This is a genomic window from Pseudomonas sp. NPDC087358, from assembly GCF_044900785.1.
GTDB lineage: Bacteria > Pseudomonadota > Gammaproteobacteria > Pseudomonadales > Pseudomonadaceae > Aquipseudomonas.
Genome location: NZ_JBJDOA010000003.1, coordinates 384625 through 407127 on the forward strand (window position 1 = coordinate 384625; position 22503 = coordinate 407127).

The window sequence follows — 22503 nt, forward strand, 5'->3', positions numbered from 1 at the left end:
GGTCGTCATGACGTCGGCCAATCTGGCGCAACCGATACCGCGGGTCAGCCTCAATTGGCTGCTGATCGCTCAGGCCCTGGTTATCGTGCCCTTCGCCTTGCACGTCCCGGTTTCGCTGATCGTTTTGTGGCTGGTCTGTACCTTCTGGCGGATCCAGATCTTTCGCATGCGCGTACGCATGCCCGGCACCTGGATCAAGTCGGGCCTGCTGGTGGGCACGGCGGGCGGGATCTTCCTCGCCCGGGGCAGTCTGGTGGGGCTGGATGCGGGCGCGGCGCTGCTGATCGCCGCCTTCATCCTGAAGATGCTGGAGATGCAGACCCGCCGCGATGCGCTGGTGTTGATCTTCCTGGGCTTCTTCTGCGTCGCCGTCGGCTATCTGTTCGAGGACGCGCTGTTGTGGGGGCTGTTTACCCTGCTGCCCATCGCGACGTTGCTGGCGGCGCTGATCGGCCTGCAGCAGTCGGGCCTGTCCGGCAAGCCCGCCGGCACCTTGAGGCTGTCGGCCAAGTTGCTGTTGCAGGCCGTGCCATTGATGCTGCTGTTGTTTCTGTTTTTTCCGCGCCTCGACCCGCTGTGGTCATTGCCGCAGCCGAGCAACAAGGCGTTGACCGGGTTATCGGACAGCATGGCGCCGGGGGACATTGCCGAGTTGAGCAAGTCTGCGGCGCTGGTGTTTCGGGCAAGCTTCGAGGGCCCGATCCCGCCGCGCAATCAGCAGTACTGGCGCGGCCTGACGCTGGAGCAGTTCGACGGCAGGCGCTGGTCGCAATCATCAAGGGCGCAGGTGCCTGACCCGCCGGACTGGCGCAAGCAGGGCGAGCGCCTGAGCTACAGCATTGTCATGGAACCGAGCGGCAAGCCCTGGCTGATGACTCTGGATATGGGTGAAACCGATCTTGACGGGGCCCGGCAGATGAGCGATTTCCGCTGGCAGCGCCGGCGCCCCATCGAGCAATCGGTGCTGTACAGCGTCAACTCCTGGCCTGACGCGGTGCGTGAAACCGTGCTCAGCGAGGGCGGGCGCGCGCAGGATTTGCAGCTGCCTGGCAAAGGCAATCCGCAAGCACGGGAATGGGCGGCGGAGCTGCATCGTCGGTATTCCAGACCCGATGCGTTGGTCGACGCCATGCTCTCTTTCTTCATCGGGCAGCCTTTCCAGTACACGCTCAAGCCGCCAGCGCTGGGCCCCAACAGCGTCGATGACTTTCTCTTCGCCAGCCGGGCAGGCTTCTGTGCGCATTACGCCGGCGCCATGACCTTTGTCCTGCGGGCTGCCGGTATTCCTGCCAGAGTCGTGGCCGGGTACCAGGGCGGCGAGTTGAATCCGGACGGTCATTACATCAGCGTGCGTCAGTTCGATGCTCATGCCTGGGTCGAATACTGGCAGCCGGGCGTGGGCTGGCGCAGTGTCGACCCCACTGCGGCGGTGGCCCCGGCGCGTATCGAACAAGGGCTTGAGCAGGCGCTGGCGCCCGACGAGAATTTTCTCGCCGACTCGCCCATGTCCGCTCTGCGCTACCGCCACCTGGCCTGGCTCAATTCGATCCGAATGAACTGGGATAACCTCAACTACGGCTGGCAGCGCTGGGTCCTTGGCTACCAGGGCCAGCAGCAACTGCAGGTATTGGGTCGCTGGTTTTCCGGTTTTCAGGCGCCAGTGTTTGCTGGCGGCGCGTTGGTCATTCTCGGCCTGCTGGCGCTGTGGCTGTTCAAACCCTGGCGGCGCGAAAGCGATTCGCAGCTGCGTTTGTTCAATGGTTTCGAACGCCTGCTGGCCCGGCATGGTCTCAGACGTCATCAGGGTGAAGGGGCGCAGGCATTTGCCCTGCGTGCCGCACAGCGTTTTCCGGCACAGGCCGAGGCCATCGAAGCCTTCGCGCGCGAGTTCGAGGCTCAGCGTTACGCCGGCGTTTCAGGGTCTGTCGGGCACCTGCGCCGGCGTTTGAAGTCGCTTCGTCGCAGCCTGCCATGGCGCTTGTCAGCGGTGAAGGACAAGCAGCCGTAACGATTGAAAAAGGAGTGTCACATGTCCATGGTCGATCACCTGATCGCCGAGATCATCAGTCTCAACGTCAAGTTGCTGGGCTGCCATGCGCGGCTGACAGCGTCCACCGACAGCGAGGCGTTGCACGACCTGCGGACCACGGTCCGGCGCCTGCGCAGTGTCCTGCGGCCCCTGCGCGGTCTGCCGGGGATGGATCAGGTCGAGGAGGCGGCCAAAGGCGTCGGTGATCTGACTACGCCGTTGCGCGACATGCAGGTGCTGGCGGCCTATCTGGAGAGCCAGGGGCTGGATCAGGCGGCAGACAAACGTACCCGATACCTGGCGTCGGCCTGCCCCAAGGTTGCTTCCTCTACCGAGCTCAACCGTTTGTTCGGCGTGCTGGATCAGCTGCCGTCGTTTCTGCGTGCGCAACAACGTCACGGCCTGCTGCGCAAGTTGCGGCGGCGCATCGAGAAGCGCATGGACAAGCAATGGAAGCAATTGCGCCAGGCCATGGCCGATCCGGCGCATGACCGTCATCGCCTGCGCCTGCTGATCAAGCGCGTGCGGTACGCCGCCGAGGCCTATCCCGAGATCAGTCATCAACCTCAAGACATGCAAAAACGCCTGAAGTCGGCGCAGGGAGCCTTGGGCGATTGGCACGACCATCTGCAATGGCTGGCGCAGGCGCAGGCGCAGTCAGACCTGGCGCCCTGTGTCGCCGGCTGGCAGCTGGGCATTTTGCGCGCCGAGCAAAAGTCCGATAAAGCCTTGGACCGGCTGTTTCAGGCCTGCTTTGGCGACGCGCCTGCGCATTGATCCCGATAAGGCGCAGGAATGGCAGTTATGAGCCCTGTCCTGCGGCGCGCCCCTCGCTAACATCCAGCGTTTCCCATATCCGCCTGGCGATCGGCCCCATGGAGTGCGCATGACCTTTTCCGACTTGCTCGACGCAGTACGCGACAACCCGCAGGCCGTAACCATTCCTGCGGCCTGGTCTCAAGGACGCTCATGCTTTGGCGGCTTGATGGCGGCGCTGCAATTTGAGGCCATGCGCGCGAAAGTCCCGGCAGACCGGCCAGTGCGTTCACTGGCGATCTGCTTTGTCGGGCCGCCTGCGATCGATGTGCCGATTTCCTTTGAAGTGGAGATCCTGCGTGAGGGCAAGGCGGTCTGTCAGGTGCTGGGCCGGGCCGTGCAGAACGGGGAGACGGTGACGCTGATCCAGGGCAGTTTCGGTGCGCCACGCGATTCGATGATCGCGGTGCAGGCCGAACCTGCGCCGGTTTTCAAGCCGGTGGCTGAGCTGACGCCGTTCCCGTTCATTGCCGGCGTGATGCCTGAGTACCTGCGGTTCATCGACATGCGTTGGGCGTTGGGCGGCCTGCCGTACACCAACACGCCTTCGCCTGCGATTGGCGGCTATGCGCGACTGCGGGATGTACAGAAGGAGAAACTGACCGAAGCACATCTGCTGGCGCTGGTGGATACCTGGCCGCCTGCGGTATTGCCGCACCTGAATAAACCGGCGCCTGGCAGTTCGCTGACGTGGACCATCGAATTCGTACAGCCGTTGCCTGAACTGACGACCCATGAATGGACGCAGTATCGGGCGGTGATCGAACACGCTCGCGATGGCTACGGCCATGTCGCGGCCAATCTATGGACGCCCGGAGGGGAGCTGGTGGCCATCAGCCGTCAGACAGTGACGGTGTTTGGTTAGAGGCTGCATGGTGAGGCGCTTGTCACCTGGCGCAGCGAATCAGCTGCGTGGCATGACCCGAGGCTTTATTGGCCTCGGGTTTTGATGGCTTGCGCGGCGACAAGACCCAGTACACCAATGCCAGCCGAGGTGATGCTGGCACTCAGCGCGCCGTCGAGCAGCAACAGGCCCGAAACGATTGACAGCGGAAATGCCAGGGAGGACAGAACCAGGGTTGACGACAGGCCGTGGGTGCTGGCCGACGTGAAGTACTGGTCCAGGTGCAGGTTGGTAATGAACTTGGGCATGATGGTCACCTTCGCAAAACTTGAATAAGAACTGTTTTCGATGGGTTGAGGATAGGCCTGGCCATGCCCAAGGGCGAATCGAGCTTTGCTATCGGTGTCATAGGCGGCATTAGCGAAAGCAATCGAGGCTGAAAAATCCCCCACGATGGGCAGACGCTTCACGCCAATAGCGGCTATCCCCGCAGCTTCAGCTGGCCAATTGCTGTATTGAGCTGCCCAGCCAACATTGCCAGTTCATCGCTGGTACTGGCCGAATCCACCGTCTGGCGCACCGTGCGCTCGGTAACGTCGCGAATGCTGACCACCGCGCGGTTCATCTCTTCGGCGACCTGGCTTTGCTGCCCAGCGGCAACGGCGATCTGCGTGTTGCTTTCGCGCATCTGTGCCACCGCTTCGGTGATCGCGTTCAGCGCCTCGCCGGCCTCGCGCGCTTGCTGCACGCAGTCGTCGGCCTTGTACGAGCTTTGCTGCATGAAATCCACTGCGTCCCGAGTGCCGGCCTGCAAGGCCGCGACCATGGTGGTGATTTCGTCGGTGGAGGTCTGCACGCGCTTGGCCAGATTACGCACCTCATCGGCCACCACGGCAAAACCACGGCCCATTTCCCCGGCTCGAGCCGCCTCGATGGCGGCGTTCAGCGCCAGCAGATTGGTCTGCTCGGCGATGCTGTGAATGACCCCAACCACGGCATTGATCTTCTGGCTGTCCTCGGCCAGGCGCTGGATCATCCCTGCGGTCTGCTGCACCCCGCTGGAGAGCCCGGCGATCGAGCTTTGTACCCGATTCACCACCGCCTTGCCGCTGCCCGCCAGTGCATCGGCGCTCTGCGACTGATCGCGGGTGGCGTTGGCATGCTGGGCAATGTGATAGACCGTGGCTGTCATTTCATTGATCGCGGTGGCGACCTGGTCGGTTTCACTTTGCTGTCCCAACATGCCGCGACGCACATCGCTCATGCCTGCGGCCAGCTGCACCGCGCCCTGATCCAGCCGCGCTGCGGACTGCGCGACGGTGCCGACGATACGCTGGTAGCCGGCCTGCATGGCGTTGAATGCCTTGGCCATCTGCCCGACTTCGTCCTCACCGGCCAGCGGCACCCGGGCTGACAGATCACCGCTTCTTTCAACGTGCAGCATCACGTCCTTGAGGGTGTTGAGGTGAGTCAGCAGGAAGCGAATGAGCAGCTGGGAGGCGCTGAGCATCACCAGCATCAGCACCAGAACCGCCGCGGCGTAGCGCGGGAAACGTTCAGCCAACACCTGCGCAAGGCTTGGCGCGATGGCCAGCAGCGCAATGCGCTGATCGCCATGGCTGAGCAATCGTGCGCCGATCACAAGGTGTTCATCGGCCGTCAGCAGGCCTGGGAGATCGATCCAGTCTGCGGCCTGAGTCAGCTCGGGCAGAGGCCGATGGTTGAACACAGGTGTCTGGCCTGGGCGGAAGATCAACCGGTCAGCGGCGTCCGCAACCGGCTGCCCGGGAGGCCAGGAGCCCAGCAATTGCGCCTGGGCCATGGCTTGCGCCTTGGCATCGTCGGCGCGTGATTGCTGCTCCAACTGCAAGGCAAAAAGCACCAGCAGCGCAGTGGTGATAAACGCGACGGCATTTACCGCCCAGAATTTGTATTTCAGCGAGATGTTGCTCAACCAGCGGCCCATGAGGAAGCTCTTCTGTGATTGCACGTGACAAGGCAAGGTGCCACTAGTGTGTGCATTCTGCTCGCGCCAGGCGTTGATCTGGGTCAAGTCCAAACAGGCAGTGACGGGTTTTCACGGGCATTCAAGCAATCTCCAGCCCCGACCCGCTGTAGCAGTCCGGCTCGCCGGCGGTGGCGCCCGTGAAATCGCTGCCGCTGGCGAGCGAACAGCGATGCGGAGAAAGACAGAAGTCAGCCTTCAGCGGAATCGGCCAGCACGGGCATTGAGAAGAATGCGCGGGCGCAGGCGGTGGTGTGGGCGGCGACCTCGGCCGCGCTTTCGCCGCGATGCAGGGCTACTTCGCGTAATACTTCGGGCAGATATGCCGGCTCATTACGGCCGTTCTTGGGTTTTGGTCGCAGGCTGCGCGGCAGCAGATACGGTGCGTCGCTTTCCAGCATCAAGCGCCCGCGGGGGATTTCGCGCATCAGCGGGTGCAAGTGGGTGCCGCGCCGTTCGTCGCAGATCCAGCCCGTTATGCCGATGTGCAGATCCATGTCCAAGTAGTTGAACAACGCTCGTTTCTCGCCCGTGAAACAATGCACCACGGCACCGGGCAGGTGATAGCGGTAGTCGCGCAGGATGGCCAGGAGTCGCTCATCGGCGTCGCGTTCGTGCAGAAACACCGGAAGTTGCAAGGTCACCGCTAGCGCAAGATGCGCTTCCAGCACCTTCTCCTGCTGCGGGCGCGGTGAGAAATCGCGGTTGAAATCCAGCCCGCATTCGCCCACGGCGCAGACCGAATTTTCTTTTAGCAGGGCCTGCAACTGTTTCTCGGTCTCCAGTGTCCAATCGCTCGCCGAGTGGGGGTGAACCCCCGCAGTGCTGAACAATCGCTGGCCACTTTCATCCAGCTGACGACACATCTGCAAGGCCTGCTCGCTTCCCTGAACACTGGTACCGGTGAGGATCAACTGAGCCACGCCAGCGGTATGCGCGCGGTCCACAACCTCACGCTCCTTTGCGGCGAAGCTTGCGTTGGTAAGATTGACGCCGATGTCGATTAACTGCATGGTGCTACCTCAGGCCGGAGGCCGAGAAGAATACCAGAGCGATTGAAGCGATAAAAAACAAGCAGGTTCAACTGCTTAGAATTATTAGATCCCTGTGAGGTGGCGCTGCAGATCCAGTCTGCGGCGCGTACGACTGCCCACACGGACTTCAAGCCCGTTTTTTCGGCATTTTCCCGGAGCGTCAATGATCCGAGCTTCTCTGATCTCGTTGCTGTGCCTGTTGCTCATCCCCACCCATGCCTCGGCGCGTCCCGCCGGACCGCCGGTGGTCATCAAGAAGACCCAGGTTCGCGACCTTGCCGCCATTCGCAGCAGCAAAGTCCTGCGGGTGCTGGTCAATCAGAGTCGCAACAGTTCCGGCGAAGTGCAGGGCGAGCCCATCGGCGTTGAATACCGTCGTCTGCAAGCGTTCGAACAATACCTCAACGGCCATGCCCGCGACGGTCAGAAAGTCAGCCTTAAACTGATTCCCAAAGCCAAGGACCAACTGCTGGCCGCGCTGCAACGCGGCGAAGGCGACATGGTTGCCCCGGGCGAACTGCTCGATGCCAGTGCTGCTCATTATGTCGATGCCACGCAACCTGTCATGGGGCATGTGCCGCTGGTGGTGGTCGGCGTTCGCGGCGAGCGCGGTTTCAAACATGCCGAGCAGTTGTCCGGTCGCACCCTGATGCTGGCCAATGGCAGCGTTGCGAATGAAGCGATCGTGCAACTCAATCAGAAACTGGCGTTGCGCAAACTGCCCCCGGTGAAGATCGAATGGGTTGATCCCAGTCTTGCGGTGGAGGACGTTCTGGAGATGGTCCAGGCCGGCATTTATCACCTGACCGTGGTCGAGCAGCCGATTGCCGAGCGTTGGGCCAAGGTCATGCCCAAGCTGCGCCTGGATCGATCGCTTCAATTGAGCGAGCCGGGCGACATGAACTGGTTTGTGCGTACCGACGCCGTGATGCTGCATGCCACGGTCGATCGTTTCCTTGAAACCTACCAGCCGCCCGCCAATCAGGATGTCGCGTTCCAGAAAGCCTACAAGGACCTGTACCGCGTGCACTACCCGCTGGCCCGTGATGATCGCCAACGCCTGGAGAAACTGCGCCCGACCCTGCAACGTCATGCTGACGCGCAGAAGATCGACTGGCTCGACCTGGCGGCGCTGGCGTTCAAGGAGTCGGCTCTGGACCCAGGGGCAAAAGGTGGCAGCGGTGCTACAGGGCTGTTGCAAATTACCCCGTCGGCGGCGCAACGGGTCGGCGTCGGCAACATCCATGACGTCGATGGCAATGTACAGGCCGCGAGCAAGTACCTGGCGATGATCCGCCGCAAGTTCTTTGCCAGCCCGAAAATCAATGAGCGTGAGCGCATGGCGTTCACCCTGGCGGCCTACAACCTTGGACCCGAGCGCGTCCAGGCCATGCGCACCGAGGCCAGGCGCCAGGGTTTGAATCCCAATCAATGGTTCTTCCAGGTCGAGCGGGTGGCGATGGAGCAGGTCGGTATGGGCGTGGTCAGCTACGTCAACAGCGTGAACAAGTACTACCTGGCCTATGACCAGGAGCGCGGTTCGCTGGAAAGCCCGTCGCAACGGAAAGTCGCGTTCCGAGACTAATCTATTAATTCGATATTTTTGACGCGTATTTTGCGATTTTAATATTTGTTAATCCGATTATGATGGCGCCACTTCTTACCCAAATGGAATTAAACGCCATGAACGCTCACATCAAATCGTTGTTCACCACCCGCGCCGGTTACGGCATTACCATCCTGCGGGTTTTGGTCGGCATCATCCTCATGGCCCACGGCAGTCAGAAGCTGTTCGGCATGTTTGGCGGTTATGGCCTGGAAGGCACCGGTCAATACATGGCCAGTCTGGGCCTGAACCCGGGTTACCTGATGGCACTGATGTCGGGCAGCGCCGAATTCTTCGGTGGCCTGGCCCTGTTCCTGGGGTTGCTGGCACGGCCTGCGGCGCTGGTGGTGATCGTGATGCTGGTAGTGGCGATCCTCTCCGTGCACATCCACAACGGGCTGTTCATGGCCAACAACGGTTACGAATTCGGCCTGGCGCTGATCGCTGCAGCGTCTGCGGTGCTGTTCGAAGGTGCCGGCCGCATGTCCCTGGACCGAGTGATCGCCAGTAAATAATCAGGCGGCCTGACGCTTGCGCTGGACCTGAAACAAACCTCTATGGCAGAACGGCTTGCCGGCGGCGACGATCTCAAGAACGTCATCGCCGGCAGGCCGTTCTGCTACAGGGTATTTGCGAAAAACGCGCTGTGCACTGATTGACAATCCCCACGCGGCTTCTCTAGGATGCCGCTCATGCGCCGATTTAAACAGCTACTTGCGGGGCGCCGGATGCCGTGAAACACGCCATCCAAATACCGCTAAAGCGCTGGTTCGGTGTTGCCTCTCACCGCTGCCCAGCGGAACACTGAGGCAGAGAAACCACACTATGAGCAGTACCACCCATCCGCGCCCCCTCGTTCGCCTGGCGCCCATCGCCAGTCAGTTCAACCGTCGCAATCCGAAAATCCTCCTCGGTGGTTCCCATCAGCCGACGCTGCTGCGTTATCTGGATGGCTGGCCTCGTCGACAGAACGGCCCCCACGCGTTTCTGATCCAGTTCATCGACGTCAACCAATCCCTGGAACGCTTCGCCAACGACCAGTTTGACCTGGCGGTGGTGCAGGCGCCGGCCGCCGAACACGCCGAAGCGGTCATCGGGCACCTGACGCGCATTGCACGGCAGGGTCTGATCACTCGGTGTTGATCAGCGCCGTTTCGGTTGCAGGTGTTGATGCGGGTGGGTCAGCTTGCGAGCGCCGCGAATCTGATTGGCGTGCTGGCAGTTGTCGACGATTGCGCTGCGAAGCGACCAGTCCGTATTGATGATGTAGAAGTTCTGGATATAGCTGTCCTGGTCAACCGATTCGAACCACTCATCGATCTTTGCGCTCAAGTCAGTCGGCGCATGGAATGGCAGCGAATATTTGGCGCACTGGACGGCATGCAGGTCGTGGTCGGGTTTGCGCTCTTGCGCCACCTTGTCGACGAAGGTCTTGAGTACGTTGGTGTTGAACAGGTTTTCCCCCGGCCACCGCTGCGAGACGCCATCCCACAGTTCATCGTCAGCGCTGCTGTGGTTGTAGGCGATGACCACGTTCCTGCCGGGATGCTGGTTCCATAGCTGTTCCAGGGTCAGGTGACGCAGCTCATACGACAGCACCCGCTGGCCCAGTTCATTGAGCAATAGCGCCTGCAGTTGCGCGTGGCTTTGCGGGTCGAAGCCGTGGAACTGATGGAAATCGAGGATGACGATTTCGCGGGCCGTCGCGCCTTTGCTTTCCAGTTCTGCGTAGAACTTGCGCAGGCACTCGACGATATCGACCGCAACGGTTCGCCCCGACGAGGTGAAGTGGTACAGCTGAAAACGCTCCGGACTGCCTTCGGGATAGCTGTCGTAGAGCGCCACGCGCAGGTCCAGCACCCTGATGCCATTTCGCAGCTGTTCAAGCGGCGAGACGTCCTGGGCCAGTTCCTGAGGCAGTCCCAGATTGGGTGACTGTTTGTCGCTGCCCGAATTGTGGGTGCCGGGGAGGATCAGCTCGTCGATACGAAGATGTTCGATGTCGGCGGTGCGGCCCATCCAGTCCAGATGCACAGGGGGGCGATGAATGTCGTGATATGCAGTCATTTTGTCATTCCTTGACGGTGTTTGAGATGCCTCGAAAGTGAGGCGGGCGGGGCGTCCTGCTGCCCCGATAACCCGCTGACAGAAATTGCCCGCTGCCTTGGCATGGGTCAATCGTGGCGCCACGGCGCAACTGTTTCCCGATGTTGGGCGATGACGGATGGATGCCCGACAGCTGGGCCGTGGAGCGTGGAAACAGGCGGGGGATTGTTGCGGGCGCTTACAAATGGCTTCAGGCAAACGCCAATGACATATCGATCAACCAATGCCCACGAGGCGCGGGCGAACAGCGTGACGCCAACGGCGGTCCCTCGGCGCTTAGCGCACCATCAGTACCACGCGGCCGCGTACCGGTTCGTCGTCCAGGTGATGATGCGCCTTGCCGAACTGTTCGAAAGGCCAGGTACGGTGGATATCCATCTTCAGCAGACTCTGCGCGGTCAACTCGTTGATCGTCGCGAGCGCGCGCTGCATGGCCGGGCCATCCTGCGCGATATCCAGCTCCGGCTTGCCGGTGAAGTTCTCCAGGCAGTGGACGAAAAAGCGCATGTTTTTCTTGAACGCCTGCAGTGCCGGAAACGGGGTCTGGTTGCCACCACGCAGACCGTAGAGCACCAGGCTGCCACGCGGTGCCAGCACGTCGCCGAGCATCGACATCTGCATGCCGCCAAAGCCGTCGAATACCGCTTCGATACCTTGTCCCTTGGTCAGCGTGTCGATGCGCAGGCAGATGTCGTCTTCGTCGGTGACGATCACCCGTTCAGCACCGTTGGCCAACAGGTAGTCGCGGTCCTGGGCATGCTGGGTCGCGGCAATGACGCGCAGGCCCAGGGCCTTGCCCAGTTGCACGAAAGCGATGCCTGGGCTGTAGGCCGCGTCGGTGATCAGCACGGTCTGCCCGGGCTGCACCTTGGCCAGGTCAACGAATGCGAAATACGCCAGCAGCATGGGGGTGTAGTGAACGCTGGCCTCGACGGGCGTCAATATGTCTGGATAGCGGGTCAAGGCATTGCGCGGCACCAGCACATGGTCGCCACACACCGGATAGTCGTTGGCACTCATGGCCTTGAAGCTGGCGACCTTGTCGCCCACCTGCAAGTCGGTCACGCCGGCGCCCACGGCCTCGACGATCCCGGCCATCTCACTGCCGATACCGGCTGGCAACTGCACGTTGCTGTTGCCCAGGTTCTGGCGCCACAACACATCGTCCCAGCTGATGCCGATGGCCTGGGCACGAACCAGCACTTCCTGTGGACCGGGTGACCGGTCAGGCTGCTCCTCGCAACTGAGCACATCGGCTTTGCCGAAGCGATGAAATTTGATGGCGCGTGACATTTCCAACCTCAACTCATTTGATCAGGGGGTGCAATGACTCTATCGACGCCGGGCTTTGCACACTATTTCTCTGTGTCGATACCCGACATGCCTGTTATCAATTGGGCTGGATGGAACTTCGAGAGCCGCGCTGTGCTTGATCGTTCGACTGCCTCGCAGAGGCTGATGCCCGCAAGCCACGCGCTGGCCGGCTCACGTGCCCCACGCCGCCAAAGCCGACTCCACAAAGTGTCTGACCTTGGGCAAGCGGTAGCGGTCCTGCGGGTACATCAGCCACATCGGCCGGCTGGGGGGTTGGTAGTCCTGCAGCAGCGGCAGCAGCTTGCCGTTCAGCAAATCGTCGCGGATCAGCACGTCCGGCAACATGGCGATGCCCATCCCGGCAATCGCTGCCTGGCGCAGGGCTGGCGAGCTGTTGACGATCATCGAGCCCGACACCGCGATCTCCATCACCCCTTGCGGGCCGGTGAGCTTCCACAGTTTGTCGGCGGCTCGCCAGTCGTCCCCGGCCGGATAGGCAAACGCCAGGCAATTGTGCTCGCGCAGATCTTCGGCGCTCTGCGGCGTGCCTCGGCGCTGCAGATAGTCCTGCGAGGCGCAGATGGTCAGCGTGTAGTCGCGCAGGGGGCGTGCGATCAGCCCGGATGACTCAGGTACACCCAGGCGGATGGCCGCATCGAAACCATGCTCGATCAAGTCCATCAGCTGATTGCTGAGCACCACTTCGACCTTGATCTCAGGGTAGCGCTGGGTGAAATCGCTGAGCATGGGCGACAACCGCTCGGCGCCGAAGGCCGGCGGGGCGGTGATTCTCAACGTGCCGCTGGGCTGGGTCTGGGCTTGCTCGGCCAGGCGCTGCGAATCGTTGACCATGGCCAATACCTCAACGCAACGCCGGTAATATTGCAGGCCGAACTCGGTGAGATTCTGACGCCGCGTGGTGCGTTGCAGCAGGCTGACGCCCAAGCGTTGCTCCAATGCCTTGAGGTGGTTGCCGACCATCGTCGTCGACATTTCGCACTGGCGTGCCGCCGCCGTCATGCTGCCGCTTTCCACCACGTGGACGAAAACGCTCATCGCTTGAAAGACGTCCATTATCAACCCCTGCTTTAAGGTCACTCAAGGAAGTCGGTCTTTATACAGCAAAACGGGTCAACGATACTGTCCTCACCCCCCGTGATGGAGCAATGGACATGACCGCCGCCTGCCTGATGAACACCTACAAACCGCTGCCGCTGAGCTTTGTCAGAGGGCTGGGCGCTCAGCTTTGGGACGATACCGGTCGCCAATACCTGGATGCCGTCGCGGGCGTCGCGGTCACCAACGTCGGCCACAGCCACCCATCGATTGTCTCGGCGATCAGCGAGCAGGCGGGGCTGCTGCTGCACACCTCCAACCATTACCGCATCGACTGGCAGCAGCGACTGGCCGGCAAGCTCACGGGGCTGTCGGGGCTGGAACAGGTGTTCTTCAATAATTCCGGTGCCGAGGCCAATGAGACCGCGCTCAAGCTGGCACGCTTGCATGGGTGGGCCAAGGGCATCGAGCAGCCGCTGGTGCTGGTCATGGAAAACGCCTTCCACGGCCGCACCCTCGGCACCCTGTCTGCCAGTGATAACGGCGCGGTGCGCCTGGGTTACCAACCGATGTCAGGGGAGTTCGTCAAAGTCGCCTTTGGCGATATGGACGCGATCAAACGGGCGGGGCGGCTCTACGGCGAACGCATCGTTGCGGTGCTGCTGGAGCCGGTTCAGGGGGAGGGCGGGGTCATCCTGCCGCCGCCGGGTTACCTGAAGGCACTACGTGCCCATTGCAGCAACAACGGCTGGCTGATGATGGTCGACGAGATCCAGACCGGCGTGGGTCGCACGGGGCGCTGGTTCGCATTTCAGCACGAGGGCATTGTCCCGGACGTCATGACCCTGGCCAAGGCACTGGGCAACGGCATTCCCATCGGGGCGTGCCTGGCCTCGGCGTCGGTCGCCAGGCTGTTCACCCCCGGCAGTCATGGCAGCACCTTCGGCGGCAATCCGCTGGCCTGTCGGGTCGCTTGCACGGTGCTGGATATCGTCCACCAGCAAGGTTTGCTCAACAACGCCGCAGGGCAGGGCGAACGACTGCTCGCACAGTTACGCCAGGCCTTGCACGGGCATCCTGACGTCGCGCAGATTCGCGGCCTGGGGTTGATGGTCGGCATCGAGCTGAAGCGTCCGGTCCGCGATCTGTGTCTGCGCGCAGCACAGGAGCATGGTGTGCTGATCAATGTGACGCGCGGCCAGACCATCCGCCTGCTGCCGCCGCTGATCATTGATGAGGCGGATGTGCAGCAGATCGTGGGCGCGATTGTCGGGGTACTGGGACAAGAAAGTCCGCGATTGCCTGTAGTGCTGTAATAGCCCGGCTTGCCGGCGGCAGCGATAGGGAGCGTGCCACCGCCGGCAAGCCGTATTGCTACAGTCGCGGTGATCGCAGGATCACTTCACCCCGGACAACTGCATGATCATCGCCACCGTCAGGTACAGCCTCGGCGCGATGCTCGACAGGTCCATGTACTCATCGTCGGCATGCAACCCGGCGCCGACCACGCCCATGGTCTCCAGCACGGCAGGTTTCTGGCTGTCAGGCACGTAGGCGTAGCCGGCGTCGGTGCCGAAACGCATGGCGATCGGCTCGATGTTGCGACCGATCTTGCTGTACAGCGTCTGCGCAGTCTTGGCCAGGTCCTCGGTGGCCGGGTTCTTCACCAAGGGTGGACGGCCCTTGTCCAGGCGAAAGCTGACCTCGGTGCCATCGATCAGCTTGCCTTGCACGATGCGTTGCCCATCGGCCAGCACCCGATCCGATTCGCTGAGATCCGAATAGCGCATGTCACCCTCGGCAGCGGCGCTGGCGGGGATGATGTTGCGTTTTTCGCCGCCCTTGATCAAGGTCCAGTTGACCGTGGTGCCTTTGGCCTGATCTCCCAGATCCTTGAGCTGAACCAGTTGGTGGGCCAGCTCCATGGCCGCATTGCGCCCCGCTTCCGGGGCGGACCCTGCGTGGGATGACTTGCCCTTCACATCGACGAATACGCCATTGATGCCGTTGGTGGCCACCGTGACCGCGTCTTTATCCGGAGGCTCGTAGGAGAAAACGTAGTCGTGCTTGCGGGCAAGCTCGGCGATGATGTTCTTCGAGCCGGCCGAGCCGGTTTCTTCATCCGGATTGAACAGCACGGTGATGGTGGCGAAGTCCTTGAACTTCTGATCCTGCAGCAGCTTGAGCGAATGCAGGACCATGGCCACACCGCCTTTGGCATCGGCGACCCCCGGCCCATAGGCATGCTCGGCATCGACCCGGAACGGTCGCTTGGCGGCAGTGCCCGCGCCGAACACCGTGTCGTAGTGAATCATCAGCAAAAACGTCTTGCTGCCGCTGCCCTTGATCGTGCCGACGATGTTGTCGCCCGCCGAGGGCGTGGCCGGGGTTGTTTCAACGGTGGCGCCCAGCGCCTTGAGGCGGTCGACCAGCACCGCGCTGACGGTCTTCAGGCCCGGCGCCAGACCGGTGCCGGTGTCGATGTCCACCAGTTGCTTGACAGTGGCCAGATACGCCTTCTGTTCGGCCTGAGCGTTCTTCAGTAATTGTTCGGGAGGCAGTTCGGCAGCCAGGGCCAGGGAGCAGAACAGGGAGGCGGCGACGGCGGTCGCCAGAGAAGTACGTCGAACGAGCATGCTGGATCCCTCAGAGGTGTGCGAGTGAAGTTCTGATACCCAACCGGCGCACATTGTTCCCGCGCATCCGCCATTGGCACCTGGGCATGGCGACTCGAGCATCCGCCAGCGCCGTTGATCACGCGCTTTGCGCCGTCAATCACCGTAGACTCGCAACCTTGAAAGACGGTTTTCGAGGTTACCGCGGTGGAATTACAGCAGGGCTTTGTCCTGACTCGGCATTGGCGCGATACGGACGCAGGCACGCAAGTCGAATTCTGGCTGGCGACAGACCACGGTCCGCGTTGCGTGCGGTTGCCGTATCAGCCCTCGGTCGCGTTCATTCCCGCGCAGCATCGTGAACGTGCCGAGACGGTGTTGCGCAAGGAAAAGCAGGTCGAGCTCAAGCCGCTGGCCCTGTGCGACTTTCGCCATCGCCCGGTCCTGGGCTTGTATACCCGTCAGCATCGGCAGCTGATGAACCTGGAAAAGGACCTGCGCGCGGCCAGCGTCGATGTCTATGAGGCCGACGTGCGCCCGCCCGAGCGCTACCTGATGGAGCGTTTCATCACAGCTCCTGTGCAGTTCAGCGGCACGCCGGATGCCAGCGGGCTGTTGCTGGATGCGCAGCTCAAGCCGGCGCCAGACTACCGGCCACGTTTGAAACTGGTCTCGCTGGACATCGAAACCACCGAGCGTGGCGAGCTGTATTCCATTGCCCTGGAAGGTTGCGGCGAGCGCCAGGTGTACATGCTCGGGCCGGCCAATGGCGATGCGTCGCAGGTGGACTTCAAGTTCGAGTACTGCGACAGCCGTCAGGGGTTGCTGGAAAAGCTCAACGGCTGGCTGGCGCTGCACGACCCTGACGCGATCATCGGCTGGAACGTCGTGCAGTTCGACCTGCGGGTTTTGCATGAGCATTCCCGGCGCCTCAACGTGCCGCTGCTGCTGGGCCGTGACGGGCAGATGATGGGCTGGCGCGAGCACGGGTCGCGCAACAGTCACTTCTTCGCCTCGGCGGCCGGGCGTCTGATCATCGATGGCATCGAAGCGCTGCGCTCGGCGACCTGGAGCTTTCCCTCGTTCAGCCTGGAAAACGTCGCGCAGACCCTGCTGGGCGAAGGCAAGGCCATCAACAACCCGTACCAGCGCATGGACGAAATCAACCGCATGTTCGCCGAGGACAAGCCGGCGCTCGCGCGTTACAACCTCAAGGACTGCGAGCTGGTCACGCGGATCTTCGAGAAAACCGAGCTGCTGACCTTCCTGCTCGAACGCGCCACGGTGACCGGCTTGCCCGCTGATCGCAGCGGGGGTTCGGTGGCCGCGTTCGAGCACCTGTACATGCCGTTGATGCACCGCCAGGGCTTCGTTGCGCCAAACCTTGGGGAGCGCATGCCGGAGGCGAGCCCGGGCGGCTTCGTCATGGATTCGCGGCCCGGTCTGTACGAGTCGGTGCTGGTGCTCGACTACAAGAGCCTGTACCCCTCGATCATTCGCAGCTTTCTGATCGACCCGGTGGGCTTGATCGAAGGCCTGGCACACCCCGATGACAGCCAGTCGGTGGAGGGCTTTCGCGGCGCGCGTTTTTCCCGCACGCGGCATTGCCTGCCCGCCATTGTTTCCCGAGTCGCAGAAGGTCGCGAAGCGGCCAAGCGTGAGCGCAACGCGCCGCTGTCCCAGGCGCTGAAAATCATCATGAACGCGTTTTACGGCGTGCTCGGCTCCAGCGGCTGTCGCTTCTTCGATACCCGCCTGGCATCGTCGATCACCCTGCGCGGCCATCAGATCATGCGCCAGACCCGCACGCTCATCGAAGCCCAGGGGTACGAGGTGATCTACGGCGACACCGACTCTACCTTCGTCTGGCTCAAGCAGCCCCACGATCAGCAACAGGCGGCAGAGATAGGCAACGCGCTGGTCAAGGGCGTCAACGACTGGTGGCGGGAGCATCTGCACAACGAGTTCGGGCTTGAAAGCGCGCTGGAGCTGCAGTTCGAAGTGCATTTCAAGCGCTTCCTCATGCCGACCATCCGTGGCGCCGAAGAGGGCAGCAAAAAGCGTTATGCCGGGCTGGTGACTCGCGCCAACGGCGAAGACGAGATGGTCTACAAGGGCCTGGAGGTGGTGCGCACCGACTGGTCACCGCTGGCCCGGACATTCCAGCAGGAACTCTACCTGCGCATCTTCAACCGCCGCCCGTATCAGGATTTCGTACGCGACTACGTGCGCCGCACCCTGGCCGGTGAACTGGACGACCAGCTGATCTACCGCAAACGCCTGCGCCGTCCGCTGCACGACTACGAACGCAACGTCCCGCCTCACGTGCGCGCAGCAAGGCTGGCCGATGAATACAACCGCAGTCAGGGCAGGCCGCTGCAATACCAGAACCGCGGCTGGATCAGCTACGTGATCAGCGTGGTTGGCCCAGAGCCGCTGGAAGTGCGCAGTGCGCCCATCGACTACGACCACTACATCACCCGCCAGCTGCAACCGATCGCCGATGCCATCCTGCCGTTCGTGGAGGATGATTTTGCGACCTTGATCGGCGGGCAGATGGGTTTGTTTTAAGGCTCACAGCAGCACACCAAGGGTTCAAACCCCATGGCGACCAGCAGGGTGGCGCAGCCATCGAGCCGCCTGCGCAGGTCAGTATTTCGCATCCTTTACCGACAGTTCGGCCAGCGAATCGGCAATGACCTCGCTGTTGTCCGCCAGCACTTGCAGATGACGGGTCAGCACATCCGACATGGCGCCCGGATCCTGTTGATCTATCCAGCGCGCGATTTCCTCGATCGCGCTCGCGACCGCGTGGGTATTCTGGTTGAGCCGGTACAGCAAGGAAGGGAGCGTGTCGGGGGTCATGGCGATTCCTCTCGGTCAGACAGCCAAGCGTAGCAGGCGGCCATTCAGCGCAGCTGCAAGCGTTGGCACGGACAGCGGTGAGTCGGTCAACCGGTCAATGTTCGCGTCCGGGGGTATTTACAAGTAGGTCACAGCCTATCCAACTGCCCAGGCGAATGGATTTCATTGTTTATAAACCGTTGATCCGATACAGCGCATTTACTTCAACTTGCGTACTCGACACCTCCCATCGCCCGTTTGCAGATGAGTTCGAATTCGCCTGCTGCGGGTGCGTCAGACCTTATGAGCGACATAGCTCGACATGGCGAATCTGTGTAATCGACGCGTACTTAGCGTTCATTCCGTTCGCCCTGAAAACAGTAAAAGTCTGATTGGGAGATTCACCATGTTTCTTCATAACAAACGACTTCAATACACCGTCCGCGTGGCGCAACCTGATCCAGGGCTGGCCAACTTGTTACTGGAACAGTTCGGCGGTGCCCAGGGTGAACTGGCCGCTGCCACGCGGTACTTCACCCAGGCGTTGGCCGAGGAAGATCCCGGTCGCAAGGATCTGCTGCTAGATATCGCGACTGAAGAGTTGAGCCATCTGGAAATCATCGGCTCGATCATCGTCATGCTGAACAAGGGCGCCAAGGGCAAAATGGCCGAGGGCGTGCAGCAGGAGGGTGAGCTGTATCGGGATATCAACGGTGCCGGCAATGATTCGCATATCACCAGCCTGCTGTACGGCGGCGGCGCGCCACTGTGCAATTCCGCCGGCGTGCCGTGGACGGCGGCATACATCGATACCATCGGCGAGCCGACCGCGGATTTTCGTTCCAATATCGCTGCGGAGGCCCGGGCCAAGATCGTGTATGAGCGCCTGATGAACGTGACGGCCGACCCTGGAATCAAGGATGCGCTGGGCTTTCTGATGACTCGCGAGATCGCGCATCAATTGTCGTTTGAAAAAGCGCTGCATTCGATTCAGCCCAACTTCCCACAAGGCAAGTTGCCGGGCATGCCGGAATTCAGCCGCACTTACTTCAGCATGTCCAATGGCGAGCCTAATGTGCGCGGGCCGTGGAACAGCGATGAGGAGTTCGAGTACGTCGAGAATCCCCATCCGGCAGTGGACGGCGGCGACGGAACCGCCTCGGTGACCCTGAGTGAAGAGGATTCGGTGACGCTGACCATGATGAAGGAGCGGACCAAGTCCGATCTGACGTCGGACCCGATGACAGGCGCCGACCTGGGGTCGGGCCTGGCGCAGGGGGACGCGCCCGATCTCAAGTGAGACCGGCACCGTGCAGCGAAAACCTCGGTCGCAGCGCTGCTGTCGCGACCGAATTTCCCAATCCAAATTCAGAGGGCTGAGCCATGGCGGGTTCATTCGATGAACGACAGGCGTCTGGTGATAGTGCTGCAGAGCAGTTGGGCGGCGAATTCAGCCGCTGCGCGACCCGCTTCGAAACGCAAGCGGCACAACTTTCTCGGGGCTTGCACACGGCATTACTGGTGCAGCGCTTCAAACGCGGGCTGCTCAGGGTTCGTGGTCGAGCCTGAGCGCTCGCGGGGCGTCCTTGGCCCGTGCACTGCACGGGCTTTTTTGTGCGCCGAGCGCTTCTGATTCTGCCGCCGGGCAGGATGGGTACATCCGCTGCACCAAGCGCTTTTGATCGTGTCAGGCGGCGATGACCGATCAGCCAACCCTGGTCACGGTCAAGACCACGGCAGCAATGCGTTCGGCGTCGCGGTAGGTGGGGGTCTCGAGCTCTTCGCCGAACACATCCGGGTCCATTTCGCGGTAAGACCAGGCGAAGTCAGGCGTGTCGACCAGGGGCTTGGCCTGCTCTAGAAACAGGTCCACACCCTCCACCGAAGGCGCGCCGGTGTACAGCACCAGGCTGCCGCCGGGCGTCAGCCGCTCGATGCTCTGCGCCAGGATGCGCACCGAAAGCTGTGACCCTAACTGCTCGCCGCCATGACGGTAGGCGCGCTGTTGGGTGTCCTGCATGTACGGCGGATTGGCGACGATCAGATCAAACTCTCCGGTCGTACCAGCAAGGATGTCGCTGTGATAAGCGCTGACATTTTCGGTCGCGGCCAATGCGGCGTTGACGGCGGTAAACCTTAACGCCGTAGGGTTGATGTCGACCGCCAGTACCTGCGCATCGCGTCTGGCCCTGGCAATCAGAATGGCACCCACGCCGCTGCCACAGCCCACGTCGACCGCCGTGCGGATGGTATGCAGGGAGGTTTGCAGATGCTCTTCTATCGCCTGGGCAAAGCGATAGCTGTCGGGGCCGAAAAACACCGAATCATGGGCGACGGTGGGAAACCCCGAATGCACCAGCAGCAGATCTTCCAGGCTCGACCAGCGCACCTCACTGGCCCACAGGCCGGCGTGGGCGCGCAGGATACCGCTGTCCAACAACGCCTCCAGCTGCTCCTGGGCAAGCAAATCCCCCTCAAAGGGGCGGCTCCAGCCGAACACATCCCTCAGGCTTCGCGCCTTGCGATTTTCCTCTCGCTGATTGACCCGTTGATGAGTCAGCGGCGTCACGGTCACGAAACGATAGTTCTGGGCCTTGAGGTGCTGACCCAGGCGCAACAGCGCCAGATCATGGCCCTCGTCGGTGGCGGGCGCGTCATTGCCGGTCGGGTCGATCGAAGTAAGTGTATTCATCGTGTCAGACATCCCCGGGAGAGTTGTTGGGCATAGGCTCGGGTGGCGGCCAGGCCTTGCGGCGTTGAATGAGAGTGTGGGGCAATCATCGCGATCAACTCCTCGCGAGTCAGTGAAACCTCCGGCGCTGATTGCTCGGTGGGCGCGACGTGAGCGGCGTGCCGACGAACGTTTGGACGAAATGGATTGCCTCGCCGATTCGCTTCATCCGGCTGCCAGTCGCCGGCTATCCAGTCCCTGAGCAACTGCATCTCAAAGCCGCTGAACACGCCGAACATCACCGCACCGGGCCCATCGATAAGCTGCCAGAAACGGCTGTCTCGCGGGTCTTGATTGCGTTTGATCCAGCCGCGCTTTTCCAGCGCGCCCAGCAGTTGTCTGCTCTGGCCCGCAGCGCCAAGCCACTCGTTGATAGTGCGTCCCTCCAGCCGGCAGTAGTCCGAATGCATGTGCTGTCCGAACGTGCTTTTGGCCTCGAGCATCGCCACAACCTCTTGCTCAAGATCGAACGATGCGATCACTGCAGTGGAATTCTTGCCCAGATCATTGAGCAGGTAGCCTGCGCGCAGTCGCTGCAGGAACTCTGCCTGGCTGTGGTCATCGGGCAGCAGGTCGAGGACCGCTGCGACGGCCTTGTGCGCGTGCCCGGAGCTGGCGTTGTCGATGGTGACGTGCAGGGTGAAGTAGTAGGGATCGATCCCCAGTTCATTGAGCTCGAACGCACTGATCAACAGGTGCAGCGGCAGTTGCTCGTAGCCAAGGTTGTAGCCGAGCACTTCGGGCAGGAACTCATCGGACAGATGACCCAGGGCAAGCTGGATGGCCCCTTGCACATAGAGCACGTCATCGAGGGCTTGCAGGGGTGCGCAGTCATGTTCGGCAAGCAGGTTGCGATACAGCACTACGTGGTTCAGCGCAGGCTCGCCGTCGCCCAGTTCTTCAAGGTAAGTGCGCACCAGACCATGGTAGCGCCAGTCGTCGGCGTGCCTGACGGCGCCGTACAACCAGGCCCCGTCCACCAGCTTGCTCGGCGCCACCTGTTGCAGGAAATACAAGGCATGGGCCTTGTTGCCGAAGAATTTTCGTTGCCCGCCCGCGCGCCGGTGTTCAAGGTATTGGCGGTACTGTTCAGTCACCGCTCGGCAGTTGTCAGTCACCCATTGACCAAGCTCGCCAGGGTCCGCCGGCAGGTTCGAGGACAGGCTGCTTGCCGTCTCCAACTGTTGCTGCAAAAACTGCCGGGCCGCTTCTCGCGTCGCCGGATCTGGCGTGTGGGACAGCGCCTGGTAAAGCGCGAAGGCGGTGTCTGGTGATGAGGGCGCCGGGGCACAGGGGCGGGCAATACGCTGCAAGGATGTCATGGTGGGCCTGCTGACTTTTCTTGATATGTACGTCAGAGACAGCCCTTGCAAGATGATTCAAAAGATTTGAAAGGCAGACGATGGCCGACACATAACTGGCCATGTGGCGCGTCAGACAGGCATGCGTGACCGGGGTGCGCAAAAACGCCGGTCAGGCTGATGCAGGGTAACCGTGGACTGC

19 protein-coding genes are annotated in these 22503 nt (G+C 61.8%); 9 read left to right on the forward strand and 10 right to left on the reverse strand.

From position 1 onward, the window contains the following. Positions 1-7: 7 nt before the first annotated feature. The 3 genes from ACI2KS_RS08515 to ACI2KS_RS08525 all read left to right on the forward strand — a co-directional run bounded on the left by ACI2KS_RS08515 (position 8) and on the right by ACI2KS_RS08525 (position 3710). Positions 8-2008, forward strand: a complete 2001-nt coding sequence (locus ACI2KS_RS08515) for a DUF3488 and DUF4129 domain-containing transglutaminase family protein (protein WP_404619035.1) — start codon at positions 8-10, stop codon at positions 2006-2008. A gap of 27 nt (positions 2009-2035) precedes the next feature. Next, positions 2036-2806, forward strand: a complete 771-nt coding sequence (locus ACI2KS_RS08520; RefSeq protein WP_404619494.1) for a CHAD domain-containing protein — start codon at positions 2036-2038, stop codon at positions 2804-2806. A gap of 109 nt (positions 2807-2915) precedes the next feature. Beyond that, the gene (locus ACI2KS_RS08525; RefSeq protein ID WP_404619036.1) at positions 2916-3710 is read left to right on the forward strand and encodes an acyl-CoA thioesterase; all 795 of its coding nucleotides are present in this window, start codon (positions 2916-2918) and stop codon (positions 3708-3710) included. Positions 3711-3775: 65 nt separating this feature from the next. On the opposite strand, the gene ACI2KS_RS08530 is transcribed toward ACI2KS_RS08525, so the two are convergent. From ACI2KS_RS08530 to ACI2KS_RS08540, 3 genes are all read right to left on the reverse strand, one after another. Continuing rightward, a complete protein-coding gene (locus ACI2KS_RS08530) occupies positions 3776-3997 on the reverse strand; it encodes a hypothetical protein (protein WP_404619038.1) in 222 nt (73 codons plus the stop codon). Between the two features lie 173 nt (positions 3998-4170). Continuing rightward, positions 4171-5655, reverse strand: a complete 1485-nt coding sequence (locus tag ACI2KS_RS08535) for a methyl-accepting chemotaxis protein (RefSeq protein WP_404619040.1) — start codon at positions 5653-5655, stop codon at positions 4171-4173. 230 nt (positions 5656-5885) lie between these two features. Beyond that, a complete protein-coding gene (locus ACI2KS_RS08540) occupies positions 5886-6707 on the reverse strand; it encodes a TatD family hydrolase (RefSeq protein WP_404619042.1) in 822 nt (273 codons plus the stop codon). Positions 6708-6891: 184 nt separating this feature from the next. Here ACI2KS_RS08540 and ACI2KS_RS08545 point away from each other — a divergent pair, with 184 nt between their 5' ends. The 3 genes from ACI2KS_RS08545 (at position 6892) to ACI2KS_RS08555 (ending at position 9477) form a co-directional block, all read left to right on the forward strand. Then, complete coding sequence (locus tag ACI2KS_RS08545; RefSeq protein ID WP_404619044.1) at positions 6892-8313, forward strand: transglycosylase SLT domain-containing protein; 1422 nt, start codon at positions 6892-6894, stop codon at positions 8311-8313. A gap of 98 nt (positions 8314-8411) precedes the next feature. Continuing rightward, positions 8412-8849: a DoxX family protein gene (locus ACI2KS_RS08550; protein ID WP_404619046.1), complete on the forward strand. Its 438-nt coding sequence runs from the start codon at positions 8412-8414 to the stop codon at positions 8847-8849. Between the two features lie 310 nt (positions 8850-9159). Then, complete coding sequence (locus tag ACI2KS_RS08555; RefSeq protein ID WP_404619048.1) at positions 9160-9477, forward strand: class I SAM-dependent methyltransferase; 318 nt, start codon at positions 9160-9162, stop codon at positions 9475-9477. Here ACI2KS_RS08555 and ACI2KS_RS08560 read toward each other — a convergent pair whose 3' ends face one another. The 3 genes from ACI2KS_RS08560 to ACI2KS_RS08570 form a co-directional block, all read right to left on the reverse strand. Then, positions 9478-10401, reverse strand: a complete 924-nt coding sequence (locus tag ACI2KS_RS08560; protein WP_404619050.1) for a hypothetical protein — start codon at positions 10399-10401, stop codon at positions 9478-9480. A 315-nt stretch (positions 10402-10716) separates the two neighbouring features. Continuing rightward, complete coding sequence (locus ACI2KS_RS08565; RefSeq protein WP_404619052.1) at positions 10717-11733, reverse strand: zinc-dependent alcohol dehydrogenase family protein; 1017 nt, start codon at positions 11731-11733, stop codon at positions 10717-10719. A gap of 192 nt (positions 11734-11925) precedes the next feature. Continuing rightward, complete coding sequence (locus tag ACI2KS_RS08570) at positions 11926-12828, reverse strand: LysR family transcriptional regulator (protein ID WP_404619053.1); 903 nt, start codon at positions 12826-12828, stop codon at positions 11926-11928. A gap of 98 nt (positions 12829-12926) precedes the next feature. Between ACI2KS_RS08570 and ACI2KS_RS08575 the strand changes: the two genes are divergently transcribed. Continuing rightward, positions 12927-14126, forward strand: coding sequence for an aspartate aminotransferase family protein (locus tag ACI2KS_RS08575; protein WP_404619055.1), 1200 nt, complete (start codon positions 12927-12929; stop codon positions 14124-14126). Positions 14127-14207: 81 nt separating this feature from the next. Here ACI2KS_RS08575 and ACI2KS_RS08580 read toward each other — a convergent pair whose 3' ends face one another. Beyond that, positions 14208-15446, reverse strand: a complete 1239-nt coding sequence (locus ACI2KS_RS08580; RefSeq protein ID WP_404619057.1) for a M20/M25/M40 family metallo-hydrolase — start codon at positions 15444-15446, stop codon at positions 14208-14210. 186 nt (positions 15447-15632) lie between these two features. Between ACI2KS_RS08580 and ACI2KS_RS08585 the strand changes: the two genes are divergently transcribed. Further along, positions 15633-17996 carry a DNA polymerase II gene (locus tag ACI2KS_RS08585; protein WP_404619059.1) on the forward strand — a complete coding sequence of 788 codons (2364 nt, stop codon included), beginning with the start codon at positions 15633-15635 and terminating at the stop codon, positions 17994-17996. Between the two features lie 78 nt (positions 17997-18074). On the opposite strand, the gene ACI2KS_RS08590 is transcribed toward ACI2KS_RS08585, so the two are convergent. Next, the gene (locus ACI2KS_RS08590; RefSeq protein ID WP_404619061.1) at positions 18075-18290 is read right to left on the reverse strand and encodes a hypothetical protein; all 216 of its coding nucleotides are present in this window, start codon (positions 18288-18290) and stop codon (positions 18075-18077) included. Positions 18291-18675: 385 nt separating this feature from the next. Here ACI2KS_RS08590 and ACI2KS_RS08595 point away from each other — a divergent pair, with 385 nt between their 5' ends. Then, entirely contained in the window at positions 18676-19569 is an 894-nt protein-coding gene (locus ACI2KS_RS08595) for a manganese catalase family protein (RefSeq protein ID WP_404619063.1), read from the forward strand. 405 nt (positions 19570-19974) lie between these two features. Here the strand turns inward: ACI2KS_RS08595 and ACI2KS_RS08600 are convergent, their stop codons facing one another. Together ACI2KS_RS08600 and ACI2KS_RS08605 are read right to left on the reverse strand one after the other, a co-directional pair. Continuing rightward, on the reverse strand, positions 19975-20961 hold the full coding sequence (locus ACI2KS_RS08600; protein WP_404619065.1) for a methyltransferase: 987 nt from the start codon (positions 20959-20961) through the stop codon (positions 19975-19977). Beyond that, on the reverse strand, positions 20958-22322 hold the full coding sequence (locus ACI2KS_RS08605) for an iron-containing redox enzyme family protein (protein WP_404619067.1): 1365 nt from the start codon (positions 22320-22322) through the stop codon (positions 20958-20960). Before ACI2KS_RS08605 ends, ACI2KS_RS08600 begins: the two co-directional genes overlap by 4 nt. Positions 22323-22503 lie beyond the last annotated feature (181 nt).